General features: G+C 70.0%; 24 protein-coding genes. 18 read left to right on the top strand and 6 right to left on the bottom strand.

Translation table 11 applies throughout. The features are described from left to right. The first annotated feature begins 34 nt into the window (after positions 1-34). The 3 genes from ACWIGU_RS06705 (at position 35) to ACWIGU_RS06695 (ending at position 2,277) form a co-directional block, all read left to right on the top strand. Positions 35-1,075, top strand: a complete 1,041-nt coding sequence (locus tag ACWIGU_RS06705; RefSeq protein WP_454398122.1) for a Dyp-type peroxidase — start codon at positions 35-37, stop codon at positions 1,073-1,075. After that, a complete protein-coding gene (locus ACWIGU_RS06700; protein ID WP_453776150.1) occupies positions 1,072-1,869 on the top strand; it encodes a family 1 encapsulin nanocompartment shell protein in 798 nt (265 codons plus the stop codon). The genes ACWIGU_RS06705 and ACWIGU_RS06700 overlap by 4 nt, the downstream gene beginning before the upstream one ends. 213 nt (positions 1,870-2,082) lie before the next feature. Then, the gene (locus tag ACWIGU_RS06695; protein ID WP_454398119.1) at positions 2,083-2,277 is read left to right on the top strand and encodes an HAD hydrolase-like protein; all 195 of its coding nucleotides are present in this window, start codon (positions 2,083-2,085) and stop codon (positions 2,275-2,277) included. Between the two features lie 28 nt (positions 2,278-2,305). Here the strand turns inward: ACWIGU_RS06695 and pspAB are convergent, their stop codons facing one another. The 3 genes from pspAB to ACWIGU_RS06680 all read right to left on the bottom strand — a co-directional run bounded on the left by pspAB (position 2,306) and on the right by ACWIGU_RS06680 (position 5,238). After that, on the bottom strand, positions 2,306-2,896 hold the full coding sequence (pspAB, locus tag ACWIGU_RS06690; RefSeq protein ID WP_454398117.1) for a PspA-associated protein PspAB: 591 nt from the start codon (positions 2,894-2,896) through the stop codon (positions 2,306-2,308). A gap of 18 nt (positions 2,897-2,914) precedes the next feature. After that, positions 2,915-3,841 (bottom strand): zinc metalloprotease HtpX, encoded by a 927-nt coding sequence (gene htpX / locus ACWIGU_RS06685; protein ID WP_454398115.1) that lies wholly within the window; start codon positions 3,839-3,841, stop codon positions 2,915-2,917. A gap of 230 nt (positions 3,842-4,071) precedes the next feature. After that, on the bottom strand, positions 4,072-5,238 hold the full coding sequence (locus ACWIGU_RS06680; RefSeq protein WP_454398113.1) for an ROK family protein: 1,167 nt from the start codon (positions 5,236-5,238) through the stop codon (positions 4,072-4,074). A gap of 212 nt (positions 5,239-5,450) precedes the next feature. Between ACWIGU_RS06680 and ACWIGU_RS06675 the strand changes: the two genes are divergently transcribed. The 6 genes from ACWIGU_RS06675 (at position 5,451) to ACWIGU_RS06650 (ending at position 11,388) form a co-directional block, all read left to right on the top strand. Beyond that, a complete protein-coding gene (locus ACWIGU_RS06675) occupies positions 5,451-6,422 on the top strand; it encodes a carbohydrate ABC transporter permease (protein WP_454398111.1) in 972 nt (323 codons plus the stop codon). 28 nt (positions 6,423-6,450) lie between these two features. Beyond that, positions 6,451-7,368, top strand: a complete 918-nt coding sequence (locus ACWIGU_RS06670) for a carbohydrate ABC transporter permease (protein WP_454398109.1) — start codon at positions 6,451-6,453, stop codon at positions 7,366-7,368. Between the two features lie 15 nt (positions 7,369-7,383). Then, a complete protein-coding gene (locus ACWIGU_RS06665; protein ID WP_454398107.1) occupies positions 7,384-8,727 on the top strand; it encodes an ABC transporter substrate-binding protein in 1,344 nt (447 codons plus the stop codon). Between the two features lie 104 nt (positions 8,728-8,831). Continuing rightward, the gene (locus tag ACWIGU_RS06660) at positions 8,832-10,037 is read left to right on the top strand and encodes a Gfo/Idh/MocA family protein (protein ID WP_454398105.1); all 1,206 of its coding nucleotides are present in this window, start codon (positions 8,832-8,834) and stop codon (positions 10,035-10,037) included. A gap of 68 nt (positions 10,038-10,105) precedes the next feature. Further along, complete coding sequence (locus tag ACWIGU_RS06655) at positions 10,106-10,777, top strand: LAETG motif-containing sortase-dependent surface protein (RefSeq protein ID WP_454398618.1); 672 nt, start codon at positions 10,106-10,108, stop codon at positions 10,775-10,777. Between the two features lie 44 nt (positions 10,778-10,821). After that, positions 10,822-11,388, top strand: a complete 567-nt coding sequence (locus ACWIGU_RS06650) for a 2'-5' RNA ligase family protein (RefSeq protein ID WP_454398103.1) — start codon at positions 10,822-10,824, stop codon at positions 11,386-11,388. Positions 11,389-11,392: 4 nt separating this feature from the next. Here the strand turns inward: ACWIGU_RS06650 and ACWIGU_RS06645 are convergent, their stop codons facing one another. Further along, positions 11,393-11,701, bottom strand: coding sequence for a zinc-ribbon domain-containing protein (locus tag ACWIGU_RS06645; RefSeq protein ID WP_454398101.1), 309 nt, complete (start codon positions 11,699-11,701; stop codon positions 11,393-11,395). 97 nt (positions 11,702-11,798) lie between these two features. Next, the gene (locus tag ACWIGU_RS06640) at positions 11,799-12,686 is read right to left on the bottom strand and encodes a TIGR03619 family F420-dependent LLM class oxidoreductase (protein WP_454398099.1); all 888 of its coding nucleotides are present in this window, start codon (positions 12,684-12,686) and stop codon (positions 11,799-11,801) included. 287 nt (positions 12,687-12,973) lie between these two features. On the opposite strand from ACWIGU_RS06640, the gene ACWIGU_RS06635 reads away from it, so the two are divergent. The 3 genes from ACWIGU_RS06635 to ACWIGU_RS06625 all read left to right on the top strand — a co-directional run bounded on the left by ACWIGU_RS06635 (position 12,974) and on the right by ACWIGU_RS06625 (position 15,854). Next, positions 12,974-14,410, top strand: a complete 1,437-nt coding sequence (locus tag ACWIGU_RS06635) for a hydrolase (RefSeq protein WP_454398097.1) — start codon at positions 12,974-12,976, stop codon at positions 14,408-14,410. A 66-nt stretch (positions 14,411-14,476) separates the two neighbouring features. Then, positions 14,477-15,265: an SAM-dependent methyltransferase gene (locus ACWIGU_RS06630; protein WP_454398095.1), complete on the top strand. Its 789-nt coding sequence runs from the start codon at positions 14,477-14,479 to the stop codon at positions 15,263-15,265. Positions 15,266-15,341: 76 nt separating this feature from the next. Further along, positions 15,342-15,854, top strand: coding sequence for a hypothetical protein (locus ACWIGU_RS06625; RefSeq protein WP_454398093.1), 513 nt, complete (start codon positions 15,342-15,344; stop codon positions 15,852-15,854). Between the two features lie 134 nt (positions 15,855-15,988). Here the strand turns inward: ACWIGU_RS06625 and ACWIGU_RS06620 are convergent, their stop codons facing one another. Continuing rightward, entirely contained in the window at positions 15,989-16,669 is a 681-nt protein-coding gene (locus ACWIGU_RS06620) for a GntR family transcriptional regulator (protein ID WP_454398091.1), read from the bottom strand. 181 nt (positions 16,670-16,850) lie between these two features. Between ACWIGU_RS06620 and ACWIGU_RS06615 the strand changes: the two genes are divergently transcribed. The 6 genes from ACWIGU_RS06615 to ACWIGU_RS06590 all read left to right on the top strand — a co-directional run bounded on the left by ACWIGU_RS06615 (position 16,851) and on the right by ACWIGU_RS06590 (position 22,992). Further along, on the top strand, positions 16,851-18,146 hold the full coding sequence (locus ACWIGU_RS06615; RefSeq protein ID WP_454398089.1) for an MFS transporter: 1,296 nt from the start codon (positions 16,851-16,853) through the stop codon (positions 18,144-18,146). Beyond that, a complete protein-coding gene (locus tag ACWIGU_RS06610) occupies positions 18,143-19,297 on the top strand; it encodes a maleate cis-trans isomerase family protein (protein WP_454398087.1) in 1,155 nt (384 codons plus the stop codon). Before ACWIGU_RS06615 ends, ACWIGU_RS06610 begins: the two co-directional genes overlap by 4 nt. A gap of 15 nt (positions 19,298-19,312) precedes the next feature. After that, positions 19,313-20,215: a polysaccharide deacetylase family protein gene (locus ACWIGU_RS06605; protein ID WP_454398085.1), complete on the top strand. Its 903-nt coding sequence runs from the start codon at positions 19,313-19,315 to the stop codon at positions 20,213-20,215. 89 nt (positions 20,216-20,304) lie between these two features. Next, a complete protein-coding gene (locus tag ACWIGU_RS06600) occupies positions 20,305-20,994 on the top strand; it encodes an alpha/beta fold hydrolase (RefSeq protein WP_454398083.1) in 690 nt (229 codons plus the stop codon). A 132-nt stretch (positions 20,995-21,126) separates the two neighbouring features. Then, positions 21,127-21,771: a GOLPH3/VPS74 family protein gene (locus ACWIGU_RS06595; protein WP_454398081.1), complete on the top strand. Its 645-nt coding sequence runs from the start codon at positions 21,127-21,129 to the stop codon at positions 21,769-21,771. Between the two features lie 261 nt (positions 21,772-22,032). Further along, positions 22,033-22,992, top strand: a complete 960-nt coding sequence (locus tag ACWIGU_RS06590; RefSeq protein WP_454398079.1) for a nucleoside hydrolase — start codon at positions 22,033-22,035, stop codon at positions 22,990-22,992. Positions 22,993-23,038 lie beyond the last annotated feature (46 nt).

The raw sequence follows: 23,038 nt of genomic DNA, 5'->3' as shown, positions 1-23,038 counted from the left end.
GCCGACCGCATTGTGCACCCCTGCGGGAGAGTCAGTGACGCAAACGCAGCCCGTCATGGCGCCGTATTCGACAGCGGCCCTCTTTCTCGTGGTGACCACGGCACCTGGCGCCGAATCCCGCGTACGCGACCTGCTCGGTGGTGTGAACGGGCTGCTGCGCTCGGTCTCGTTCCGCTCTCCCGACTCGTTCCTGTCGTGCACCGTCGGGATCGGGTCTGTTGTCTGGGACCGGTTGTTCGGCGGGCCGCGGCCTGTCGGGCTGCATCCCTTTCGCGAGCTGAACGGCGATCGGCATCGGGCCGTCGCCACTGCGGGGGACCTGCTTTTCCATGTGCGGGCGCGGCGCATGGACCTCTGTTTCGAGCTGGCCGGTCACATCGTCGGTCAGCTCGGCGACGCCGTGACCGTTGTGGACGAGGTGCACGGCTTCAACTACTTCGACGACCGGGACCTGCTCGGGTTCGTCGACGGCAGCGAGAATCCGACCGGTGACGCGGCGCGCTCCGCCGTGTTCATCGGCGATGAGGACGCCCCGTTCGCGGGCGGCAGCTACGTCGTGGTGCAGAAGTACCTGCATGACATGGCTGCCTGGAACGCTCTGTCGACGGAGGAGCAGGAGAAGGTCATCGGCCGTTCGAAGGCCGACAACATCGAGATGTCCGACGAGACCAAGCCTGCCGACTCCCATGTCGCCCTCAACACCATTACCGAGGACGGCGAGGAGCGGAAGATCGTCCGCCAGAACATGCCGTTCGGGACGCTGGGGCGCGGCGAGTTCGGGACGTACTTCATCGGTTACGCGCGGACTCCCGCGGTCACCGAGCAGATGCTCGAGAACATGTTCATCGGCAGCCCGCCCGGCAACACCGACCGGATCCTCGACTTCTCCACCGCCGTCACGGGAAACCTGTTCTTCGTCCCCACCGCAGACTTCCTCGACAACCTGCCGGACCCGCCCGCCCTGCCGGACGCCGCACGCGAACTTCCCGTCCCTGCCGCGTCACCGCAGCCCGTCGTCGCCCCGCCCGACGGCTCGTTGGGCATCGGCGGCCTCAAAGGAGCCCCCGCGTCATGAACAACCTGCACCGCGAACTCGCCCCCATCAGCGAAGCCGCCTGGGCGGAGATCGAGCAAGAGGCCGGCCGGACCTTCCAGCGTCATGTCGCGGGACGCCGCGTCCTCGACGTCACCGGCCCCGACGGGCTCGAACTCGCCGCCGTCGGCACCGGGCATCTGCGGTCCGTCACGCCGCCCGCCCCGGGAGTCGTGGCACGCCTGCGCGAGGCCCAGCCGCTCGTCGAACTGCGCGTTCCCTTCACCGTCAGCCGCGAGGCCGTGGACGACGTCGCGCGCGGCTCCAACGACTCCGACTGGCAGCCGGTCAAGGACGCGGCACGCACCATGGCCTTCGCCGAGGACCAGGCCATCTTCGACGGCTACGCCGCGGCCCGGATCGAAGGCGTCCGCGAGCGCACGTCCAACCCCGTCCTGAGTCTGCCGGCCGAGCCTCGCGACTATCCCGACACCATCGCGAGGGCCCTCAGTGCCCTGCGCCTCGCCGGCGTCGACGGCCCGTACTCGCTGCTGCTCGGCGCGGAGGCGTACACGGCGGTCAGTGAGACCACCGACCACGGCTTCCCGGTGTCCGGCCACATCGCCCGCCTCCTCGACGGCGAACTGATCTGGGCACCCGCGATCAACGGCGCGTTCGTCCTGTCCACCCGCGGCGGCGACTACGAACTCCGCATCGGCCAGGACCTGTCCATCGGCTACACCTCGCATGACGCGACCGGCGTCGAGCTCTACTTCCAGGAGACGCTGACGTTCCTGATGTACACGGACGAGGCCGTTGTCGCTCTGCGGGCGTGATGGCTGGGATCGTTGACGGGGTGTGCCGGGGCGATCAGGAAGACCGGATGAGTCGACCCACCGTTTGCGGTCCCGAAGGGCCTCTGCGCGCCGGAACCGCTGTATCCGAACTGCCGGTGCGTGCCGTTCTCTTCGACTTCTCCGGCACCCTGTTCCAGATCGGCACGTACGCCGACAGGATCAGGGCCGCACGCCACCGAGAAGCCGGATCCGGTGCTCTTCCAGCTGGCCTGCGACGAACTGGGCGTCTCGCCCGCCGAGGCCCTGATGGTGGGCGACCATCCGGCCAAGGACGGCGGGGCCGTCGCCGCGGGGCTGCGGGCCTACGTCCTGCCCTCCGGGGCGGCCCCCGGGGCTCGACGCGGGCTCGACGCCGTGCTCCGGCTCGTGGAGGCGGAACGAGTCTAGGGAGCGGGCCCTTCTCCTGGGTGCGGCGTCAGGGCCTGGCCTCTTCCAGGCCGGGTGCGCCCCACACCGGGAACCAGCGTTCCAGGTCCGGCTCTATACGGAGGTCGTCGCCGACCACCGCGCGTACGCGCAGCTCCAGGGCGTTGTCGCGCTTCTCGCCCGGGAGCGGGGCGAAGGGGTAGAACGTGCCCCGCTTGTAGAGGTACACGAGGGCGAGCGAGTGGCCCTCCGCGTTGTGGAAGCCGGCCAGGGAGCACAGGAGTTGGGGGCCGAAGCCGTTGCCTTCGAGTGTGGCGTTCACCGCGTGGAGATCACCGACCAGCGCCGGGAGGTCCGAGGGGTTGCGCCGGGAGAGCAGCCATGTGTAGCCGTATTCGTCCCGGCTGAACTCCGTCGCGGCGCCACGCTCCGTATCGGCGTTCAGCAGCGCCCCTACGTCCTCGCGGATCGTCTCGAAAGCCGTCCCCTCCACCGTCGTGAAGCACACCGAACCCAGGCCGGTCGGCGTGAACCCGGCCGCCGCCTCCAGGGTGATCGCGGCCGACGGCAGGCCGAAGAGCCGGTCGAGGTCCGGTGGGGCGGGCCTGGTGCGCCCGAGCAGGATGTCCAGGAAACCCATGTGGATCCCTTCGGGGGCTCAGGCCGGGCGGCCGAGGTCGGCGGAGATCGCCGCCAGCTGGTCGAGGCGCTGTTCGAGCGAGGGATGCGTGGAGAAGAGGCGGGGGAGCGGGGCGGTCTTCGACAGCGCGGGGATGAAGTAGAACGCGTTGAACGCGCGGGCCGTCCGCAGGTCCTTGTTCGGGATGCGGGCGATGTCCCCGTCGAGCTTCGTCAGCGCGGACGCCAGCGCCGACGGCCTGCCCGTGAGCAGCGCCGCGGCCCGGTCGGCGGCCAGCTCCCGGTACCGGGACAGCGCCCTGATGAGGACGAAGCTGATCGCGTAGACGGCGGCCGAGACGCCCACCACCACCGCGAGGACGACCAGCGTGTTCTGGTCGGTCCTGCGACGGCCGCCGAGCAGCTCTGAGTAGAACGCGAAACGCACGACGATGCCGGCGATCACTCCGAGGAACGACGCCACGGTGATCACGGCGACGTCGCGGTGCGCCACGTGGGACAGCTCATGCGCGAGGACGCCCTCCAGTTCCTCGGGCTCGAGGCGGCGCAGCAGGCCGCTGGTCACACACAGCACGGCGTGATCGGCGTTGCGGCCGGTGGCGAAGGCGTTCGGCAGGTCGGTGCCGGCGATGGCCACCCGCGGTTTCGGCATGTCGGCGGTCGCGCACAGCCGGTCGATGACGCCGTGCAGCTGGGGCTGCTCGTCACGGGTCACGATCCGGCCGTGCATGGCGTACAGGGCGATCCGGTCGGAGAACCAGTACTGCGACCCGAGGAGTCCCGCGGCGAGCACGACGACCAGGAGCGTCGACTTGAGCAGGACCAGGAGTGCGCCGACGAAGGCCACGTACAGCAGGCCCAGCAGGAACACGGTGACCAGCATGCGCACGGTCAGCTGCCGGTCGGCCTTGAACCGGCTCCCTCCGGCCTTCAGAGTGGTTGCCACAGCCGTCACCGCCTTCGCTCCGCGGCGCGCCCCGCCCTACGGACCGCTCACACGGGAGCGGAACCGGCGGTGCGCTCACCTTCCACGATGCCACTTACCGGGGCTCTTCCGACCAGTAGTGCACGGTGCCCGTCAGATCCTCGTGAGCCCGGGCTCCGTCCGTCCGGCTCGTGCTCTTCCGGAGTGCCGCCATGCCTCGATCTGATCGCCGGCGTCGTGCGAGGCGCTCGTCAGGGCGCCCCCTCACCCTCGTTCGTCCCCAGTACCAGTACCTGGATGGCCAGGACCGCGGCGCCGCGGGCCCACTCGTGGAAGTCGGAGACCTTTGTTTCCAGGTGGACGGGGTCCGCCATGGGGTGGCGGTTGGCGAGGATCGTTTCGTGGACCGTGCCGCCCGCCACGTCGGCGAGGCCCACCCCCTCGCCCGCCAGCAGGATCTTCTCCGGCATCGCGAAGTTGGCGATCTGTGCGACCAGGGTGCCCAGGGCCCGGGCCGCCTCGCCGATCACGCGGGAGCAGAGCGGGTCGCCGGAGGCGGCGCCGGCCAGGATCTCCTCGTACGTCACGTCCCGGCCGGTGGCCGCGCGGACCTGGTAGCAGATGCTGGGGATGGTCAACAGGGCCATGGCGCTGCCCCGTTCGCCCTCCGGGGTGAGCGGGCCGTTGACGTTGATGATCCAGTGCTTGCCGACGCCGTGGCCGTCCTCGCCGGTGCGGACCAGGCGTCCGCCGAGCATGAGGCCGTAGCCGATGCCCGCCCCGATGGTGAGGACCGCGAACCGGTCGAGGCCGCGGCCGGCGCCGAACCAGGCCTCGGCCTCGATCAGCCCCGCCACGTCGCTGTCGACGACGACGGGCAGCCCCGTGCGCTCCTCGACCATCTCGGCGAGGGGCACCTCCTCCCAACCGAGGAACGCGTTCGCCACGACGGTCGCCCGGTGTCTGACGTTGCCGCCCACACCGATGCCGATTCCGGCGAGGCGGGGGAACCTCTCCTGGAAACCAGTGGTCATCCGGTGCAGGAGGTCCGCGATCTCCTGCGGATCGTGCGTGGCCAGGGACTCGGAGCGGCGGGCGACGACCTCGCTCCTGAGGGTGGTGACCACCCCGTAGACCGCGTCACCCGTGATCTTGAACCCGGCGAAGCTCTGTGATCCGGCCACGACGTCGAGCGGCTGCGAGGGGCGTCCCTGGCGCAGGGACGCCGCCGTCGTGGCCTCCTCGACCAGCAGACCCGACTCGATGAGCGGCTTCGTCAGGCGGGTGAGGCTGCCGGGGGACAGGCTGAGCCGCTTGGCGATCTCGCTGCGGGACAGCGGGCCGTGCGTCAGCACCTCGATCGCCACAGCGCGTTCACCGGGGCTCAGGGGCAGCCAGCTCGCGGTACGTGCGCTCATGGGCTCCTCGCGCTGGTTGTGGAAGGGAGTGCGGTGCAGGCCTAAGCCTGTCACAGCCTGTGACAAAGAATTATTCCGAGGCGGAAGCAATGTCAAGGTCCGTTGCGGGGGCAGGTGCCCTTGGGAAGGTCTGTGCAGGCCTCTTGACGCGACGATTGTTTCGCGTCGAAAGTAATCGGCGCGAGGACGAGTCGCGGACGAGGGAGTCTCAGATGACTGTCGCCTCAAGCAGCCCACCCACCCGAGTGCGGCTGCCTGGTGCCGAAGCAGCCAGGAAGGGGACCAAGGACCGGATCAGGGAACGGGACGGTGGCGGAAGCGGAGGAGACGGCGCCCTCGCGGCGGTCTTCATCGCCCCGGCGCTGCTCGGCTTCCTGGTCTTCCTGCTCTGGCCCACGCTGCGCGGGATCTATCTGAGCTTCACCCGCTTCAACCTGCTCACGCCCGCCGAGTGGGTCGGCCTCGACAACTATGTGCGCATGGTCAACGACCCCATATTCTGGGGGTCGTTGAAGGTCACCGTCGAGTACGTGGTCATCAACATCGGCGTCCAGACGGTCGCGGCGCTCGCCATCGCCGTCCTGATGCAGCGGCTGACGAAGTCGGCGCTGCTGCGCGGCATCGTCCTGACGCCCTACCTGGTGTCGAACGTCGTCGCCGGCATCGTCTGGCTGTGGATGCTCGACACCCAGCTCGGCATCGGCAACCGCGTCATCGGCGCGTTCGGCTTCGACCACATCCCCTTCCTGACCGACGAGACCTGGGCGATCCCGACCATCGCGCTGATCAACGTATGGCGCCACGTCGGCTACACCGCGCTGCTCCTGTTCGCCGGGCTCCAGGCCATCCCCTCCGACGTGTACGAGGCGGCGAAGGTCGACGGCGCGAGCGAGTGGCGGATGTTCTGGCGCGTCACGCTGCCGCTGCTGCGGCCGGTGCTCGCGGTCGTCCTGATCATGACCGTCATCGGCTCGTTCCAGGTCTTCGACTCCGTCGCCGTGACGACGGGCGGCGGACCCGCCAACGCCACGAACGTCCTCCAGCTGTACATCTACGGCTCCGCGTTCGGCCGCTTCCAGTTCGGCTACGCCTCCGCCATGTCCGTGGCCCTGCTGGTCGTCCTCAGCGTGATCACCGTCATCCAGTACCGGCTCACCCGCGCCGGACACACCGACCTCGGCTAGCGACGAGCGAGAGAGAGGAGCCATCGCCATGGCCGCCGTGACCACCACAGCGCCCCGCACCCGCGTCCGGCGCAGGGTCTCGCCCGGACGCGCCCTCGCCTGGGCCGTGATGACCGCGATCGTCGTCATCACCCTGGTGCCGTTCTACTGGATCCTGCGCACCGCCCTGTCCTCCAACGCCGCGCTCACCGCCGACCCTTCGTCCCCGCTGCCCACCGGCCTGACGGGCGGCGGCTTCGCCCGGGTCCTCGGGCAGCAGAGCACCGAGGAGGCGCTCGCCCAGGGCGGCGCGGGCGGGTCGATCGACTTCTGGCGCTATCTGCTGAACTCCGTGTTCGTCTCGACCCTGATCACCGTCTGCCAGATCCTGTTCTCCGCCATGGCCGCGTACGCCTTCGCCCGGCTCCGCTGGCGCGGCAGGGACCGGATGTTCGGCCTCTTCCTCGCCGGGCTCATGGTGCCGACCATCTTCACGTTCCTGCCGAACTTCATCCTGATCAAACAGCTCGGCCTGGTCGACACGCTGCTCGGGATCGCCCTGCCCAGCCTGTTCATGACGCCCTTCGCGGTCTTCTTCCTGCGGCAGTTCTTCATGAACCTGCCCCGCGAGGTCGAGGAGGCCGCGCTGCTCGACGGCGCCGGCAAGGTGCGGATCTTCTTCCGCGTGCTGCTCCCGATGGCGTCGACCCCCGTCATCACGCTCGGCGTCCTCACGTACATCACGGCCTGGAACGACTACTTCTGGCCGCTGATGGTGTCGTACAGCGACAGCTCGCGCGTGCTCACCGTCGCGCTGAGCATCTTCCGCGCGCAGACCCCGCAGACCGGCACCGACTGGTCGGGCCTGATGGCGGCGACGCTCGTGGCCGCCCTCCCGATGCTCGTGCTCTTCGGCTGCTTCGCGCGGCGCATCCTCAACTCCATCGGCTTCAGCGGGATCAAGTAGAGAGGCAGGACCCTGATGCGACTGCGTGCCTTCACCGCCCTTGCGGGGGCGCTCGCCCTCTCACTGGTGTCCGGCTGTGCGGCGGGATCCTCCTCCGGTTCCGCCTCGCACACCGTCACGTACTGGCTGTGGGACTCCAACCAGCTGCCCGCGTACGAGGCCTGCGCCAAGGACTTCGAGAAGGAGAACCCGGGCCTCGACGTACGGATCACGCAGATGGGGTGGAACGACTACTGGACCAAGCTCACCGCGAGCTTCATCGCGGGCACCCAGCCCGATGTGTTCACCGATCACATCCAGAAGTTCGCCCAGTTCGCCGACCTGGAGGTGCTGGCGCCCCTGGACAAGCTCCCGCACACGAGGAGCATCAAGGACGCGGACTACCAGCCCGGGCTCGCCGCCTCCTGGGTCGGCCAGGACGGGCACCGCTATGGCGCACCGAAGGACTGGGACACCGTCGCCCTCTTCTACAACAAGAAGATGGCGCGCGAGGCCGGACTGACCGCCGGCCGGCTGAACAACCTCACCTGGAACCCCGAGGACGGCGGCACCTTCGAGAAGGCCATCGCGCACTTGACCGTCGACAGGAACGGCGTGCGGGGCGACGAGAAGGGCTTCGACAAGAACCACGTCAAGGTGTACGGCCTCGCCACGAACGACGCGGGCGACGGCGACGGCCAGACCCAGTGGAGCGCGTTCGCCGCGTCCATGGGCTGGCGCTACACCGACCAGCCGGCCTGGGGCACTCACTACAACTATGACGACAAGAGGTTCAAGGCCGCGATCGACTGGTACTTCGGTCTCGCCAAGAAGGGCTATCTCCCGCCCCAGAAGGACTTCTCCCAGACCAACGGCCCCGATGTGCAGTTCGGTTCGGGCGCGGCGGCGACCTCGCTCAACGGCTCGTGGATGATCAAGACGTACTACGGGTTCAAGGGCATCGAGACCGGCACCGCCGTCACCCCCGTCGGCCCGAGCGGCAAGCGCGCCACCATGATGAACGGCCTCGCCGACTCCGTCACCAAGAACGCGCGCAACAAGCCGGGCGCCGAGAAGTGGGTGGCCTACCTCGCCTCCCACGCCTGCCAGCGGACGGTCGGCGAGCACGGGATCGTGTTCCCGGCCACCAAGGACGGCACGGCGGCGGCCGTGGCCGCGTACAAGAAGGACGGCATCGACGTCACGGCGTTCACCAAGCCGGTCGCCGACAAGACGACCTTCTCCTTCCCGATCACCGACTACGCGGCGGACGTGTACGCGTTGATGCGGCCCACCATGCAGGACATCTACGCCAACGACGCGCCCGTCGGCGACCTCGACCGCACCAACAGCCAGATCAACCTCCTGCTCTCCCAGTGAAGTTCGGGGAAGGAGAGGAGCGTGCAGAGAAGTTCAGTGAAGTTTCTTGAAGTTCTTCGACGTTCAGCGAAGTTCAGTGAAGTCCAGTCTGTGAAGGGATCCTCATGACGTTCTCCATCGGCATCGTCGGCGCCGGGCAGTTCTCCGGGCAGTTCGCCAAGCTTTTCCGCGCCCACCCCGGTGTCGGCGACATCCACGTCACGGACCTGCTGCCCGAGCGCGCCGAACAGCTTGTCGCCGCCGAGCGGCTCACCGGCACCTTCCCCTCGTTCGACGCCATGCTGGAGTCCGACGCGGTCGACGCCGTGGCGGTCTTCACCCAGCGCTGGACCCATGGCCCGCTCGTCCTGCAGGCGTTGCGCGCCGGGAAGCACGTGTACTCGGCGGTGCCGATGGCGATCACCGAGGACGAGATCGCCGCCATCATCGACGCCGTGCGCGATACGGGGCTGACGTACATGATGGGCGAGACCAGCCAGTACAACCCGGCGACCGTGCACGCCCGCAACCAGATCGCCGACGGTGCCTTCGGGCGGCTCTTCTACGCCGAGGGCGACTACGTCCACGACATGGACCTCGGTTTTTACGACGCCTACCGGTACAGCGGCGGCGACAACTGGAAGGCCACCGCCAGCTATCCGCCCCTGCTCTACCCGACGCACTCCGTCGGCGGCGTGCTCGGCGCCTGGCAGACCCACGCCGTGAGCGTCTCCGCGATCGGTGTGCCCGACGAGCGCGGTGACGGGGTCTTCGACAAGGAGGTCAGCCAGTTCGGCAACGACCTGTCGAACGCGACGGCGCTCTTCGAGGTCGCGGGCGGCGGCTCGTTCCGTACGAACGAGTTCCGCAGGGTCGGCTATCCGTCGCACATCCGGGAATCGCGGTTCCGGTTCTTCGGCACGGACGCCAGCATGGAGCAGCTGGCCACGGTCAGCTTCTGGCAGGACAAGAAGGGGGTGCGGGACATCTCGGAGCTCCTGCAGCCCAAGCCGACCCTCCCGGCCGACGATCCCTCGCTCCAGCACATCGCGCCCGCGCTCAGGGACGCGTTCACCTCCGGTTCGGCGCCCGTGCACGACCGCGCCCGGCTGCCCCGCGAGTTCGACCACATGCCCAACGGCCACGAGGGAAGCCACCACTTCCTCGTCGACGACTTCGTCACCGCCGTCGCCACGAGGACCCTGCCGTCGGTGAACGCGTGGGTCGCCGCCCGCTACACGCTGCCTGGCATCGTCGCCCACGAGTCGGCCCTGCGCGGGGGTGCACGTCTGGACATCCCGGACTTCGGGGACGCTCCCAACTCCCTCTGAATCAGGGACGCGTGAGAAAGGGGGAGGCGGCTGTGAACCCCTGGTGCGCCAGGAGTAGGGTGCGCGCACTGTCAAACGGGGCGAACATCGCGGAGGACAATTCTGTGGTTGAGAACAAGAAGACGTGGCGGACGTCGGGCGCTCTCATAGCGGCCGCCACTGCGGGTGCGTTCGGCGTGGGTCTCTTCGCGAGCCCCGCGCAGGCGCACACCCCCGTGTGGGAGGTGACCTGCTCCCAGGTCAGCCTCGACCTGACCAACTACGGGTCGAAGGCCGACAACACGGTGACTGTGACGGTGGACGGAAAGGACCTGCTGCCCACCGCCACGTTCCAGAACGATTTCCACAAGAAGCTGGACCTGCCCGAGCACAGCAAGGAGCTCCAGGTCCGGCTGGTCGTGAAGGCCGCCGACGGCGACCAGTACTCGCGTGACGAGACGAAGACGGCCCCGGTGTGCGAGGGCAGCACGCCCAAGCCGTCGGACACGCCGAAGCCGACTCCGACGCCGTCGAAGCCCGCCGAGACGGCGACTCCGACGCCGAGCGACAAGCCCGGCACGGCGACGAGCTCCGCTGCCGCGGTGCCCTCGTCCAAGCCGAGCGCCGACTCGGGTGACCTCGCCGAGACGGGCTCGTCCAGCGCCACGCCGCTCATCGCCGGGGCGGCCGCCGTGGTGATCGTCGCGGGTGGCGGCCTCGTGTGGGCGACGCGCAAGCGCCGCAGCGCCGCTCAGGGCTGAGAACATGTGCGGGGGCGGGCCGATCCCGGTCCGCCCCCGCACGCATGTCCGAGCACGGAGGTGAGGTGGCCATGCCGGCCGTCGGCGAGGGGCGCGCCCCGGAGGACCGGAGCGCTCTGGTCATCACTCTGCCCATGGCGAACCCGCTGCTCGAAGCGGCGGCGGCGGTCAACCCCGCGCTGGTGAGAAAGGGCCTGCCCGCCCATGTCTCGCTGCTCTACCCGTTCCTGCCCGCGGCGGAGCTGACGGCGGACGTCGACGCCGAGGTGCGCGACCTCGCGGCATCGCTGCCCGTGGTCGAGACGGACCTGAAGGACTTCGTGGTGGCGCCTCGATTCGTCGCCGTACCCGTGCCCGCGCTGCAGGCCGTGGCCGACGCGTTCTGCGCACGCTGGCCGCACATCGCGCCGTACGGCGGCCGGTTCGGGGAGCGTCCCGAGCCGCATGTCACGCTGGCGACGGGGGCCACGGACGAGGAGGCGGAACTCGTGCGGGACCGGGTGCGTCCGCTGCTTCCGGTGCGCGTGGCGGCCTGGCGGGTCGATCTGGTGGTCCGTACCGACCGGGACTGGCGACTGCGCCTCACGGCGCCGTTCGCCGCCAGCCCCTGAACGACTACTGCTGGTACGGGTTCTGGCCGAGCGGCTGGCCCGGCTGCTGCTGGCCCTGGGCCGGGTAACCGGCGGGCGCGGCGGCCGGCGCGAGCAGCGCCTCCGCCTGCTCCTTGGCGAGGTGGTGCTCGATCCCGCAGAACGTGCACTGCGAGCGGTACTTGGTCGAGATGGGGAACAGCGGCACGAAGAACAGCGTGAACTTCGTGACGTACTTGCGCAGCGCGTGCGCCGCGGGATTCCCGCAATTGCCACAGACGAACGTGAGCATCGCGAGCTGGTACAGATATCCCCGCGTACCGAAAATGATCATTGGTGGCCCCTCCCGACCGGCGGCCCGCCGGCACATGAGCGGCGGTATGGCGCCATCGTAAAGGGAGCACGCCGGGGCCGGTCGGGCGCAGTGGCTCTCAGGAGGCGTCGAGGTCCAGGGCCTTCGCCATCGCCTCCATCGCGGCCACCTGGTCCCTGATGGGAACCTCCGCCAGATTGAGGTCACCCCACTGGATCTCGTCCGCGCCCAGCTCCACGCACCGCTCGCGTTCCTCACGCGCGCCGTCGACCAGTGTGGCCACCGGGTCGGGTGTGTCCTGGGAGACCGCGAGGATCCGGATCACCACGGGACCGGCGCCGCCGGCTTCCCGGTACCAGCCGATCTGGGTACGGGCGGTGTCCCAGTCCTGGGGGAACACCACGGTGACGAACCCCGCGCCGAGCCGGGCCGCCCGCTCCACCGCGGAGCGCGCGCCCGCCCCGATCACCAGGGAGAGCAGGCCGTTCACCGGCTTCGGCCCGACGGTCGACAGCGGGATCCGGTAGAACGTCCCCTCGTACTCCACCGGGTCCGGACCCCAGCAGGCCCGCATCGCGGCAATGTGCTCCTCGAAGCCCGCGCCCCGGCGGCCGGCCGGCACCCCGGTGGCCGTGAACTCCTCCGGCAGCCAGCCCTGCCCGATCCCCACGTCGAGCCGCCCGCCGGAGAGCCGGTCGAGGGTGGCGAGCCGCCGGGCCAGGATCAGCGGCGGCTGGAACAGCGCGTTGACGATACCCGTCGCCAGCCTGATCCGGCTCGTGTGCGCCGCGGCCCAGGTCAGCGTCTCCAGGGGATCCCACACGTACGCCTCGGGCAGCCGCGCCTCGTTGCGCCAGTCGGGTCCGGCGGGGAGCAGCAGTCGCTCGGAGAGGGACACGCTGTCGAACCCGAACCGCTCGGCGGCTCGCGCCACTTCGGCGATGGCCTCGGGGCCTGCGTACGGTCCGTAGCTCGGCAGGCTGAAGCCGATACGTGGGGTGTTCATCGGGACCTCTCCTCTGCGGGGGGTGCGTGTTCCATGTATGACCGCGCGCGGGGGCGGAACTCATCGGGCGAACGGGGGAGAGGGCGAAGGCGGGGATCGGGTCCGGGGGCGCCGTCGCGTGCGGGGCGGATGAGCACCTGCGCGGTGTGACGCGCCATCTGTCCGTGCCCCGCGTTGCCATGTACTGTTCAATAGTGCGTGGTCCTCCCCACCCACGGCCGACGTTCTACGCGCGCAGACTCGACCCCCGCACCGCCTTCTCCCCACCCCTCATGGAGGTATGACGGATGCTCGGATCCAGACGTCCCCGCCGCCGCGTCGCCTGCGCGGCCGCCGTCTTCGGAATGCTCCTCGCCGGTGTGACGGCAGGTCAGGCCGGTGCCACCCCGGCCTCCGCCGCGACGCCCCACCGCGTGCTCTTCGACAACACCAAGGCCGAGACCGCCGGCAACGCCGACTGGATCATCGGCACCAGCCAGCCCGACCCGCTCGGCCAGGACGCGACCCCGTCCGCCGAGAACGACTGGACGGGTGCGCTCTCCGCATGGGGCGTAGGCCTGCAGAAGACCGGCGACTACGCGCTCAAGACGCTGCCGTCCGGCAACACCATCACGTACGGGACCTCATCGGCCCTGGACCTCAAGAACTTCGACACGTTCGTACTGCCCGAGCCGAACGTGCTGCTCAGCGCGGCGGAGAAGACCGCCGTCATGAAGTTCGTCCAGAACGGCGGCGGACTCTTCCTCATCTCCGACCACACCGGCGCGGACCGCAACAACGACGGCAACGACGCGGTCGAGGTCATCAACGACCTCATGACCAACAACTCCGTCGACTCCACGGACCCGTTCGGCTTCTCCGTCGACACGCTGAGCATCAGCACCGACAACCCCAAGGCCATCACCTCCACCACCGACCCCGTCATCAACGGGTCGTTCGGCAAGGTCGGCGGCAGCATCATCCGCAGCGGCACCACGGCCACGCTCAACCCGGCCGACAACTCCGCGGTCAAGGGCCTCGTATACCGCACCGGATATTCAGGCAACACGGGCGCCTTCTTCGCCACCAGCACGTTCGGCAGCGGCCGCGTCGCGTTCTGGGGCGACAGCTCCCCGATCGACGACGGCACGGGCCAGTCCGGCAACACGCTCTACGACGGCTGGAACGACCCCGCCGGCACGAACGCGCCGCTCGCCCTGAACGCCACCGAGTGGCTCTCCGGAGCCACCGGCAGCAGCGGCGGCGGGGGCGCCTGCACCGCCGCCCAGCTCCTCGGCAACCCGGGCTTCGAGTCGGGCAGCACCACCTGGACCGCCTCCAGCGGTGTCATCACCGACGACACCGGCGAACCCGCGCGCACCGGCACCTACAAGGCATGGCTCGACGGCTACGGCTCCGCCCACACGGACACCTTGTCGCAGGCGGTGAACATCCCGGCCGGCTGCGCCGCCACCCTCAGCCTCTACCTCCACATCGACACGGCCGAGACCACCACCACCACGGCGTACGACACGCTCAAGGTGCAGGTCCTCAACAGCGGCGGCACCGTCCTTTCGACGCTCGGCACCTACTCCAACCTCGACGCGGCCTCGGGCTACGCGCTCAAGACCTTCAACCTGGGCGCGTACGCGGGGCAGTCGGTGACCGTGAAGCTGACCGGCACGGAAGGGTCCACCCTCCAGACGTCGTTCGTCGTCGACGACACGTCGGTCAGTGTGAGCTGACCGACCGCAGGTCAACCGCCAACCATCCGTACTGACAAGCGAGTTGCTGTGGCAGACTGCGTGGTCATGACGGCAGAGACATCACCCGGCCCCCGGATAGACACCAGCAAGCCCCACCCCGCCCGTGTCTACGACTATCTTCTCGGCGGCAAGGACAACTACCCCGTCGACGAGGCGGTGGGGGAGCAGCTGCCACCCGAGGCGAGGGACGGGGCGCGCCAGAACCGTGAGTTCATGCACCGAGCCGTCGCGTGGCTGGCGGGTACCGGTCTCGGCCAGTTCCTCGACATCGGCACCGGGATCCCGACCGCGCCGAACCTGCATCAGATCGTCCAGCGGATCCGCCCCGAGTCGCGGGTCGTCTACACGGACAACGACCCCATCGTGCTGCGGCACGCCGAGGCCCTGCTGGTCAGCAGCCCCGAGGGCATGACCGACTACGTCCAGGGTGATGTGCGCTCGCCCGGCGAGATCCTCGACCACGCCCGCAAGCTGCTCGACTTCGACCGGCCGGTCGTGCTCTCGCTCATCGCGCTCATGCACTTCCTGCCCGGGGACCAGGAGCCGTACGACATCGTCTCCACCCTGGTGGAAGCGCTGCCCTCCGGCAGTTACCTCGTGCTGTCGCATGCGTCGTCCGACATCTTCCCGGAGCTTTCCGCGCAGGTGACGGCCGAGTACGCGAAGGGCGGGATCGAGCTCGGGTTCCGCTCGCGGGACGAGGTCGCCCGCTTCTTCGAGGGGCTCGAACTCGTGGAGCCCGGCCTCGTGACGGCGACGGAGTGGTTCCGGGACACGGACGCCCCGCGCGCGGAGAACGGCGGCATCTACGGCGCGGTGGCGCGCAAGCCGTAGGACGGATCGAGACGGACACCGGTGCAGCGTCCGGCGGGAGCGATCTCCCGGCGGGCGCTGCACTTATTGTTCGCGCATGGCTGTACATATGGAGAAAAAAGGGGAGTGGCTCAACACCCTGCGTGAGCGCCTCAAGGAGCGCATCTACGCAGCGATCACGATGCTCGCGGTGGTCGTGGGCCTCGCGCAGAGCCCGCACGCGGAGCACTGGACCGCTGCCGCCTATGTGACGGGCACCGCGGTCGGCCTGTGGCTGGCCACGCTGGTCGCGGACGTGCAGGCGCACCGCGTCGTGCACCAGCGGTTCCCGGGGCGCGCCGAGGTCCAGCACATGCTGTACGTCAGCAGCCCCCTCCTTTCGTCCGCGGCCGGCCCGCTTGCGATGGACGCTCTGTCCGCGGCAGGCGCCCTCGACCTCAACACCGCCCTGTGGATCGCGGCCGGCGCGGGCATCGCCGGGATCGCCGCCTGGGGCTTCGAGGGCGGCCGCCGGATGGGCGGCGGGCTGCTCGCCTCCAGCCTGGCGGCCGTGGTCGACGCGGTGATCGGGGCCGGCGTGGTGGGGGTGAAGCTGCTCGCGGGGCACTGACCGCGAGACCGCGCGGGACGGTCTGCCCGTCGGGCGGTACATCGTCGGCCGCCACCTCACCGACGTCCAAGTCCTGTGCGCTGCAGCCGTGTTCGAGCATGTGGCGCCGTGAGCCCACCGGCGGCCGACGGGGCTCAGTAGGTGTCGGGCGCGTCGAACAGGAGGCGCAGCGCCACCTCCCTGTAGTGGCGCACGTGCCGGAGCGCGCACGCGGCCGCCGCCTCGGGGTCTGCCGCGGCGATCGTCTCGTACAGGCGGCGGTGTTCCTCCCATACCGACGTGGGGTCGTCGATCTGGTGGAACAGCCAGCGCAGCCGGCCCTCCAGGGGTTCGAGGGTCGCGGCGAGGAGTTCGTTGCCCGCCGTCTCGACGATGTGGTGGTGGAACGCGGTGTTGGCGCGCGACACGCGTTCGGGACGCCCGGCGAGCGTGGCCTTGCGGGCGGTCTCCAGCAGTCGCTGCATCTGGCGGAGTTGGGCCTCGTCCGCGTTCTCGGCGGCCCGGCGCGCCGCCAGGACCTCGAGTGCCTCGCGCAGATCGAAGAGGTTGGCCACGTCCTGGCGCGACAGCTCCTTGACGACGATGCGCCGCGGGGACAGGGCCTGGAGGAACCCCTCGCTCATCAGGACGCGGATGGCCTCGCGCACCGGGATGCGGGAGACGCCGAACTCCTCGGCCACGTCCCGCTCGACGAGGCGGTCGCCCGGCTTGAGCCTGCCGCCGATGATCTGGTCGCGGATCCCCTCGCAGACCTGGTCGCGCAGCCACCCCGTCCCGCTCTGGGACGTGGCGTCCCCGGTCTGGCCCTGTGCCATGTGTCCTCCCCGAAAAGTTGCTCTTACGGTATACCAAACGCTTGACGGGGCCTTGGGGTTCCCTTCATTGTTTGGTATGCCATAGCGCGGAAGTTGCACGTCAGCACGTACCCGGAGTCCGCCGAATCGAGGGTCCGCCATGTCGCAGGTCAACCCCGTACACAGCACAGATGAAAGAACCGTGGCCGACGAGGGGCCCGCCCCCGCCGCCCGGCCCACCCGCACCCGCTGGAAAGTCTTCGTCCTTCTCCTGGCCGTCGTGGCCCTCAACTACATCGACCGCGGATCCGTCTCCGTGGCCCTGCCTCTCATCACCGAGGACCTCCACCTCTCCAAAGAGGTCACCGGCTTCGTCCTCAGCGCGTTCTTCTGGACGTACGCGCTCATGCAGATCCCCAGCGGCTGGCTCATCGACCGCTTCGGGCCCCGCTACATGGCCGGTGGCGCCTGCGTCGGATGGGGCGTCGCGACCGGACTCACCGGCGCGGCCACCGGCGTCGGCTCCCTCCTCGGGTTCCGCCTGCTCCTCGGCGCCGTAGAGGCACCGGTCATGCCCGCCGGCGGCAAACTCAACGCCAACTGGCTGCCCGCGAAGGAACGCGGCCGCGGCGCCGTCCTCATGGACGGCGGCGCACCGCTCGGCTCCGCGCTCGGCGGCATCGCCATCTCCGGACTCATCGCCTGGACCGGCAGCTGGCGCATCAGCTTCGTCGTCGCCGGTGTCCTCACAGCGGCCATCGGCATCTTCGCCCTGTGGTTCCTGCGCGACACCCCGCGCGCCCACCGCGGCGTCAACGCGGCGGAGGCCGACTACATCGACCGCGCCCACACCGCCGAGGACGCCGCGGCCGGCACCGACCGGCGCGCCCGCCTCCGCGCCTACCTCAAGTACCGCTCGTTCTGGGGCATGTGCCTGGGCTGGATGGGCTTCAACGGCGTCTTCTACGGCATCCTCACCTGGGGCCCGCTCTACCTCTCGGAGACCAAGGGCTTCGACATCAAGACCATCGGCTGGTCCACCCTCGCCATCTTCGGCGCGGGCTTCGTGGGCGAGCTGACCGGCGGCTGGATCTCGGACCGCTGGCAGGCCACCGGCGCCGGAGCCAACCGCGTGATGCGCACTCTGATGGGCATCGCCGGCGCCGCCGTCGTCGCCGGGCTCCTCGGCGTCGTCCTCGTGCCCGACGCCCTCACCGCGGTCGCGCTGCTCTCCGGCGTGCTCTTCTTCCTGCGCTGGGCCGGCCTCTACTGGTCCCTGCCCTCGATCCTCGGCGGCCGGGCCAACGCGGGCGTCGTCGGCGCCGCCATGAACCTCTCCGGCAACATCGCCGGAATCGTCACGCCCATCGCCGTCGGATTCATCGTCGGCGGCACCGGCTCCTACACCTGGGCCCTGCTCTACTTCGTCGGCGCCGGCGTCCTGTTCACCGTCTCGTCCCTCGTCATCGACTACTCCAGGAGGCTCGCCACCCGATGACCAGTCACACGCCACCCCGCCTCGGGATGCTGACCCCGTCGTCCAACACCGCCCTGGAACCGGAGACCTACGCCCTCCTGCACGGCACGGACGCCGCGACCGCCCACTTCGCGCGCGTCCCCGTCACCCGGATAGCCCTGGACGGGGACAGCGACGCCCAGTTCGACCCCGGTCCGATGCTGGCCGCGGCCCGACAGCTCGCCGACGCCAAGGTCGATGTCATCGCGTGGAACGGCACGTCGGGCTCCTGGCTCGGCATCGAGCGCGACCGCGCGCTCGCCGCCGCGGTCACCGCCGAGACCGGCATCCCCGCCACCACTTCCACGCTCGCCCTCCTCGACGCCTGCGCCGCGTACGGCGTCACCCGGCTCGGACTCGCGCTGCCCTACACCCGGGACGTGTGCGAGCGGATCGTCGGCACGTACGCGAAGGAGGGGATCAGCTGCTCCTTCGCGGAGCCGTTCGGCGAGGACGACAACGAGGCCTTCGCCCGTATCCCCGCCACCGACATCGCCCGGCAGATCGAGCGGGCCGCCGAGGGCGACACACACGCGGTGGCCGTCCTCTGCACGAACGTGCACGGCGCCTCGGAGGCCGAACGCCTCGAACCGGCCCTGCGCATACCGGTGCTGGACTCGGTCACCGTCACCCTCTGGAAGGCCCTCGACCTCGCGGGCGCCGCCCCCCGCCTCACCGGCCACGGCGACCTGCTGCGCTCGGGCAGCCTGCGAGCCCTGATCCAGGACGCCCTCACCGGCCTCCTCGCCGCGACCGGCGCCGACCGCACCACGTTCCGCGTCGACCTGCCCGAGCTCGGCCTGCACGTCGACCTCACCGCCGGTGAGGCGCTGCGCCCCGGCGTGCGCCCGATCCGCCGCGACGCGTCGCTCGATCAGCGCAACCTGAACACCGTCGTGTGGCTCGAACAGCACCGCAGGCCCCTGATCCAGCCCCACTTCCAGGTGGACCCCCACCCGCCGCAGGCCCTCGTCGACGTCTACGGGGTGCAGGCCCAGATGCTCGCCCCCGTAGAGACCGGCGGAGCCATGACCGGCTGGATCTCCGTCCACAGTCTGGCCGAACGCGACTGGACGCCCACCGACACCGCCGCCCTCGACGACGCCGTCACCCGCATCCGCACCGCCCTGTGACCTAGGAGCTGCCCCATGAAGGACATCAAGATCGCCCTCGGAGTCGACGTCGACGCCGTCGCCGGCTGGCTCGGCAGTTACGGCGGCGAGGACTCCCCGAACGACATCCAGCGCGGCGTCTTCGCCGGAGAGATCGGCACCCCGCGCCTGCTCAAGCTGTTCGAACGCCACGGCATCCGCACATCGTGGTTCATCCCCGGTCACTCGATCGAGACGTTCCCCGAGCAGACCCGCATGATCGTCGAGGCTGGCCACGAGATCGGCGCGCACGGCTACAGCCACGAGAACCCCATCGCGATGTCCCCCCAGCAGGAGGAGGACGTCCTCGCGAAGTCCGTCGAACTGATCGAGCAGTTCACCGGTCGCAGGCCCAAGGGCTACGTCGCCCCCTGGTGGGAGATGTCCGAGTCGACCGCCGCGCTGCTCCACAAGTACGGCTTCTCCTACGACCACTCCCAGAACTACCGCGACTTCACCCCCTTCTACGCCCGTGTCGGCGACTCCTGGACGAAGATCGACTACTCCGGTGAGGCGAAGGACTGGATGAAGCCCCTCATCCACGGCCACGAGGTCGACCTCGTCGAGTTCTGCGGCAACTGGTACGTGGACGACCTCCCTCCCATGATGTTCAACAAGCACTCCCACAACAGCCACGGCTATGTGTCCCCGCGCGCGCTAGAACAGGACTGGAAGGACCAGTTCGACTGGGTCCACCGCGAGCTCGACTACGCGGTCATCCCGGTGACGCTGCACCCGGACGTCTCGGGCCGCCCCCAGGTACTGCTGATGCTGGAGCGCTTCATCGCCTACGTCTCGGGCCACGAGGGTGTCTCCTTCTGCACCCTGGAGGACGCTGCCGACGACTTCCGCCGCCGCTTTCCGTTCGAGTCCAAGGAGCGGCCTGCCGACATGCGGTGAGTTCCGCGGGGACCGAGAGTCAGAGAGAGGACCGTCGTGCGCACGACGGTCACACAGAAGACGGACGGTCCCATCGTGGAGGGTGCACCATGACCACGTACGTGTTGATCCCCGGAGCCGGCGGCTCGGCCTGGTACTGGCACGGGGTCAGTGACGAACTGAGCCGCCGGGGGCGTGACGTCGTCTCTGTGGACCTCCCCGGGAACGACCCCCGGGCAGGTCTTCCGGAGTATGTGGACACGGTTGTCGACGCGGTCGGCGACCGGACCGACCTGGTGGTCGTGGGGCAGTCCCTCGGCGGGTTCACCGCGCCGCTGGTGTGCCCGCGCCTGCCCGTGTCGCTCCTCGTACTCGTCAACGGGATGATCCCGCGGCCCGGCGAGACACCAGGGGAGTGGTGGGCCCACACCGGCCAGGAAGAGGCCCGCCGCGCGAACGACGTGCGTGAGGGCCGGGACCCCGACGCGGAGACCGACCTGGAGACGTACTTCCTGCACGACGTGCCGCAGACGCTGATCGACGCGTCGGCGGAGCACAACCAGGACGAGTCCGAGGCGGCCTTCGCCACACCGTTCACCCTCGACGTGTGGCCGGCGGTGGAGACGCGGGTGGTGACCGGCCGCGACGACCGTTTCTTCCCCGCCGAATTCCAGCGCCGGGTGGCGGAGGACCGGCTGGGCATCACCCCCGACGAGGTGCCGGGCGGCCATCTGGCGGCACTGAGTCACCCGATGGAACTCGCCGACTGCCTCGAGGCCTACGTCAAGGAGAGCGCCTGACGTCCGTCGGCGACCCCGCCGGCGTGACGCGTCTTCCAGGATGAGCGCCCGGCCGGCTCATCCGTCGGGCCCAGCGCCGCTCCACCCGCTGGACGGATCACTCACGGTCATGAACGCCGTAGCGTCGATGTCATGACGCAGACTCTGTACGGCCGGATCTATCTCATGGCCTACGACACCTCCGCCCACGGCCTCTACGACCGTACGAGGACCGGGTTCCTGATCCGGGCCGCCGTCCTGGCCGAGCTGGCGATCCGGGGGAACCTCGCCGGCTCCGGAGGCGATGTGTCGGTCGCGACGCCGGGACCGACCGGGGACCCGGTCCTCGACCTGACGCTCGACCATGTCGCGCGTGACCGGCGCGGCTGGAAGTCCTGGATCAAGCACGACCGCAAGGAGACGCTGCACGCGGTCGAGGACCGGCTCGTCGCCGAGGGAGTCCTCACAGTCGAGGACAAGAAGTCCTTCGGCCGCTCCCGCCGTGAGGTGACGGTGCGGGACGCCTCCGCGGTCACCTCGCTCCAGGCCACGGCGGCCGGGCTCCTGCACGGCATCGAGCCCGCCGCGCGGATCGCGCCCGCCGACGCCGCGCTCGTGGCCCTGGCCGCCGCCGGCGGCATCCGGTCGGTCGTCTCCCGGTCGGACGCCCACGCCCGCAAGGACCGCATCGAGGAACTGACGGCACGGCTCGACGCCGTGGCCCCCGGCCTGGGCAAGGCGGTCGGCGGTCTCGGCATGACGATGCTGGCGGCGCAGGGCGGGATGGGCGGTGGCTGACGCCCCCGACCCGGACGCGCTCCCCAGCGAGTGGCCTACGACTGCGGCGGCTGGTTGATCGAGAGCCGTTCCCCGGCGCGGACGGCGTACTTCGGGAGATAGCCGGCGGGCCGCCGTGCCGCGCCGCCTGGGTGAGGACGAGCAGCGGGGCGGGCGGGGGGCCAGGGACAGTGACACCCCGACCTCCCCGAACTCCATGCCGGCCACGCCTGACACCCTGGCCTCCCTGAACCCGCACGTGCACAAGGAAGTCGAGAACCCATGAACAACGCACCGCAGCCGCTCTACTTCGACTGCGACACCGGCATCGACGACTCGATGGCCCTGGCCTACCTCCTGGCCTCGCCCGAGATCTCCCTCGTCGGCATCGGCACGGTCAGCGGCAACGTCGACTCGACGCAGGCCGCCCGCAACACCCTCGCGCTCCTCGAACTGGCCGGACGGCCCGGGATACCCGTCGCCGTCGGCGAGCACGACCCGCTCGCCGGCACCTTCCCCGGCGGCGTCCCCCACATCCACGGCGTGAACGGCATCGGTGACATCGACGTGGCCGACGCCCAGGCCGCCCCCGAGGCCGAGAGCGGCCCCGAGATGATCGTCCGCCTGGCCCGCGCCCACGAGGGACGCCTGCGGCTCCTGACCACCGGCCCCCTCACGAACATCGCGGCCGCCCTCAAGCTCGACCCCGAACTCCCCTCCCTGGTACAGGACATCACCATCATGGGCGGCGCCGGACTCGTCTCCGGGAACATCACGCCCGTCGCCGAGGCGAACATCTACAACGACCCCGAAGCGGCCAACGCCGTCCTCAACGCGCCGTGGGACATCACCCTCGTCCCCCTCGACGTGACCCTCGCGCACACCCTCGAGGAGTCGCACCGCACGCAGCTCCTTGAGTCGGAACGCCCCATGGCGCGCGCACTCGGCGAGATGCTCGACGTCTACTTCGCCTTCTACGTCCAGACGTTCGGCCGCCCCTGCTGCGCCGCGCACGACCCGCTGGCCGCCGCCGTCGCCACCGGCGGCGTCGTGGCGAGCCTCGCACCCCGCGTGCACGTGACCGTGGACGACACCGACGGACCCGGCCGCGGCCAGACCATCTGCGACCTGCGCGGCGCCCACCAGGGCTTCCCCGACCAGCCCGGCGCCCGCTGCCGCGTCGTCCTCGCCGCGGACACCGACGTGGCCGCCCATCTGACCGAGCGCATGCTCGCACTCTGACCAGGACGACGGGACGTGGGCCGCACCGCGCCGACGGGCGGCGCAA

The organism is Streptomyces sp. NPDC055400, assembly GCF_053644375.1.
The sequence above is the reverse complement of the archived record's forward strand: the minus strand, read 5'-3'. Positions and strand labels throughout refer to the sequence as shown.

Coding starts and splice junctions, on each gene's coding strand:
- ACWIGU_RS06700 (WP_453776150.1), top strand. CDS start 1,072: ATGAACAACCTGCACCGCGAACTCGCCCCCATCAGCGAAGCCGCCTGG.
- ACWIGU_RS06680 (WP_454398113.1), bottom strand. CDS start 5,238: ATGAGCGCACGTACCGCGAGCTGGCTGCCCCTGAGCCCCGGTGAACGC.
- ACWIGU_RS06675 (WP_454398111.1), top strand. CDS start 5,451: ATGACTGTCGCCTCAAGCAGCCCACCCACCCGAGTGCGGCTGCCTGGT.
- ACWIGU_RS06660 (WP_454398105.1), top strand. CDS start 8,832: ATGACGTTCTCCATCGGCATCGTCGGCGCCGGGCAGTTCTCCGGGCAG.
- ACWIGU_RS06620 (WP_454398091.1), bottom strand. CDS start 16,669: ATGGCACAGGGCCAGACCGGGGACGCCACGTCCCAGAGCGGGACGGGG.
- ACWIGU_RS06665 (WP_454398107.1), top strand. CDS start 7,384: ATGCGACTGCGTGCCTTCACCGCCCTTGCGGGGGCGCTCGCCCTCTCA.
- ACWIGU_RS06625 (WP_454398093.1), top strand. CDS start 15,342: ATGGCTGTACATATGGAGAAAAAAGGGGAGTGGCTCAACACCCTGCGT.
- ACWIGU_RS06590 (WP_454398079.1), top strand. CDS start 22,033: ATGAACAACGCACCGCAGCCGCTCTACTTCGACTGCGACACCGGCATC.
- ACWIGU_RS06640 (WP_454398099.1), bottom strand. CDS start 12,686: ATGAACACCCCACGTATCGGCTTCAGCCTGCCGAGCTACGGACCGTAC.
- ACWIGU_RS06595 (WP_454398081.1), top strand. CDS start 21,127: ATGACGCAGACTCTGTACGGCCGGATCTATCTCATGGCCTACGACACC.
- ACWIGU_RS06635 (WP_454398097.1), top strand. CDS start 12,974: ATGCTCGGATCCAGACGTCCCCGCCGCCGCGTCGCCTGCGCGGCCGCC.
- ACWIGU_RS06645 (WP_454398101.1), bottom strand. CDS start 11,701: ATGATCATTTTCGGTACGCGGGGATATCTGTACCAGCTCGCGATGCTC.
- ACWIGU_RS06600 (WP_454398083.1), top strand. CDS start 20,305: ATGACCACGTACGTGTTGATCCCCGGAGCCGGCGGCTCGGCCTGGTAC.
- pspAB (WP_454398117.1), bottom strand. CDS start 2,896: ATGGGTTTCCTGGACATCCTGCTCGGGCGCACCAGGCCCGCCCCACCG.
- ACWIGU_RS06630 (WP_454398095.1), top strand. CDS start 14,477: ATGACGGCAGAGACATCACCCGGCCCCCGGATAGACACCAGCAAGCCC.
- ACWIGU_RS06610 (WP_454398087.1), top strand. CDS start 18,143: ATGACCAGTCACACGCCACCCCGCCTCGGGATGCTGACCCCGTCGTCC.
- ACWIGU_RS06650 (WP_454398103.1), top strand. CDS start 10,822: ATGTCCGAGCACGGAGGTGAGGTGGCCATGCCGGCCGTCGGCGAGGGG.
- ACWIGU_RS06670 (WP_454398109.1), top strand. CDS start 6,451: ATGGCCGCCGTGACCACCACAGCGCCCCGCACCCGCGTCCGGCGCAGG.
- ACWIGU_RS06605 (WP_454398085.1), top strand. CDS start 19,313: ATGAAGGACATCAAGATCGCCCTCGGAGTCGACGTCGACGCCGTCGCC.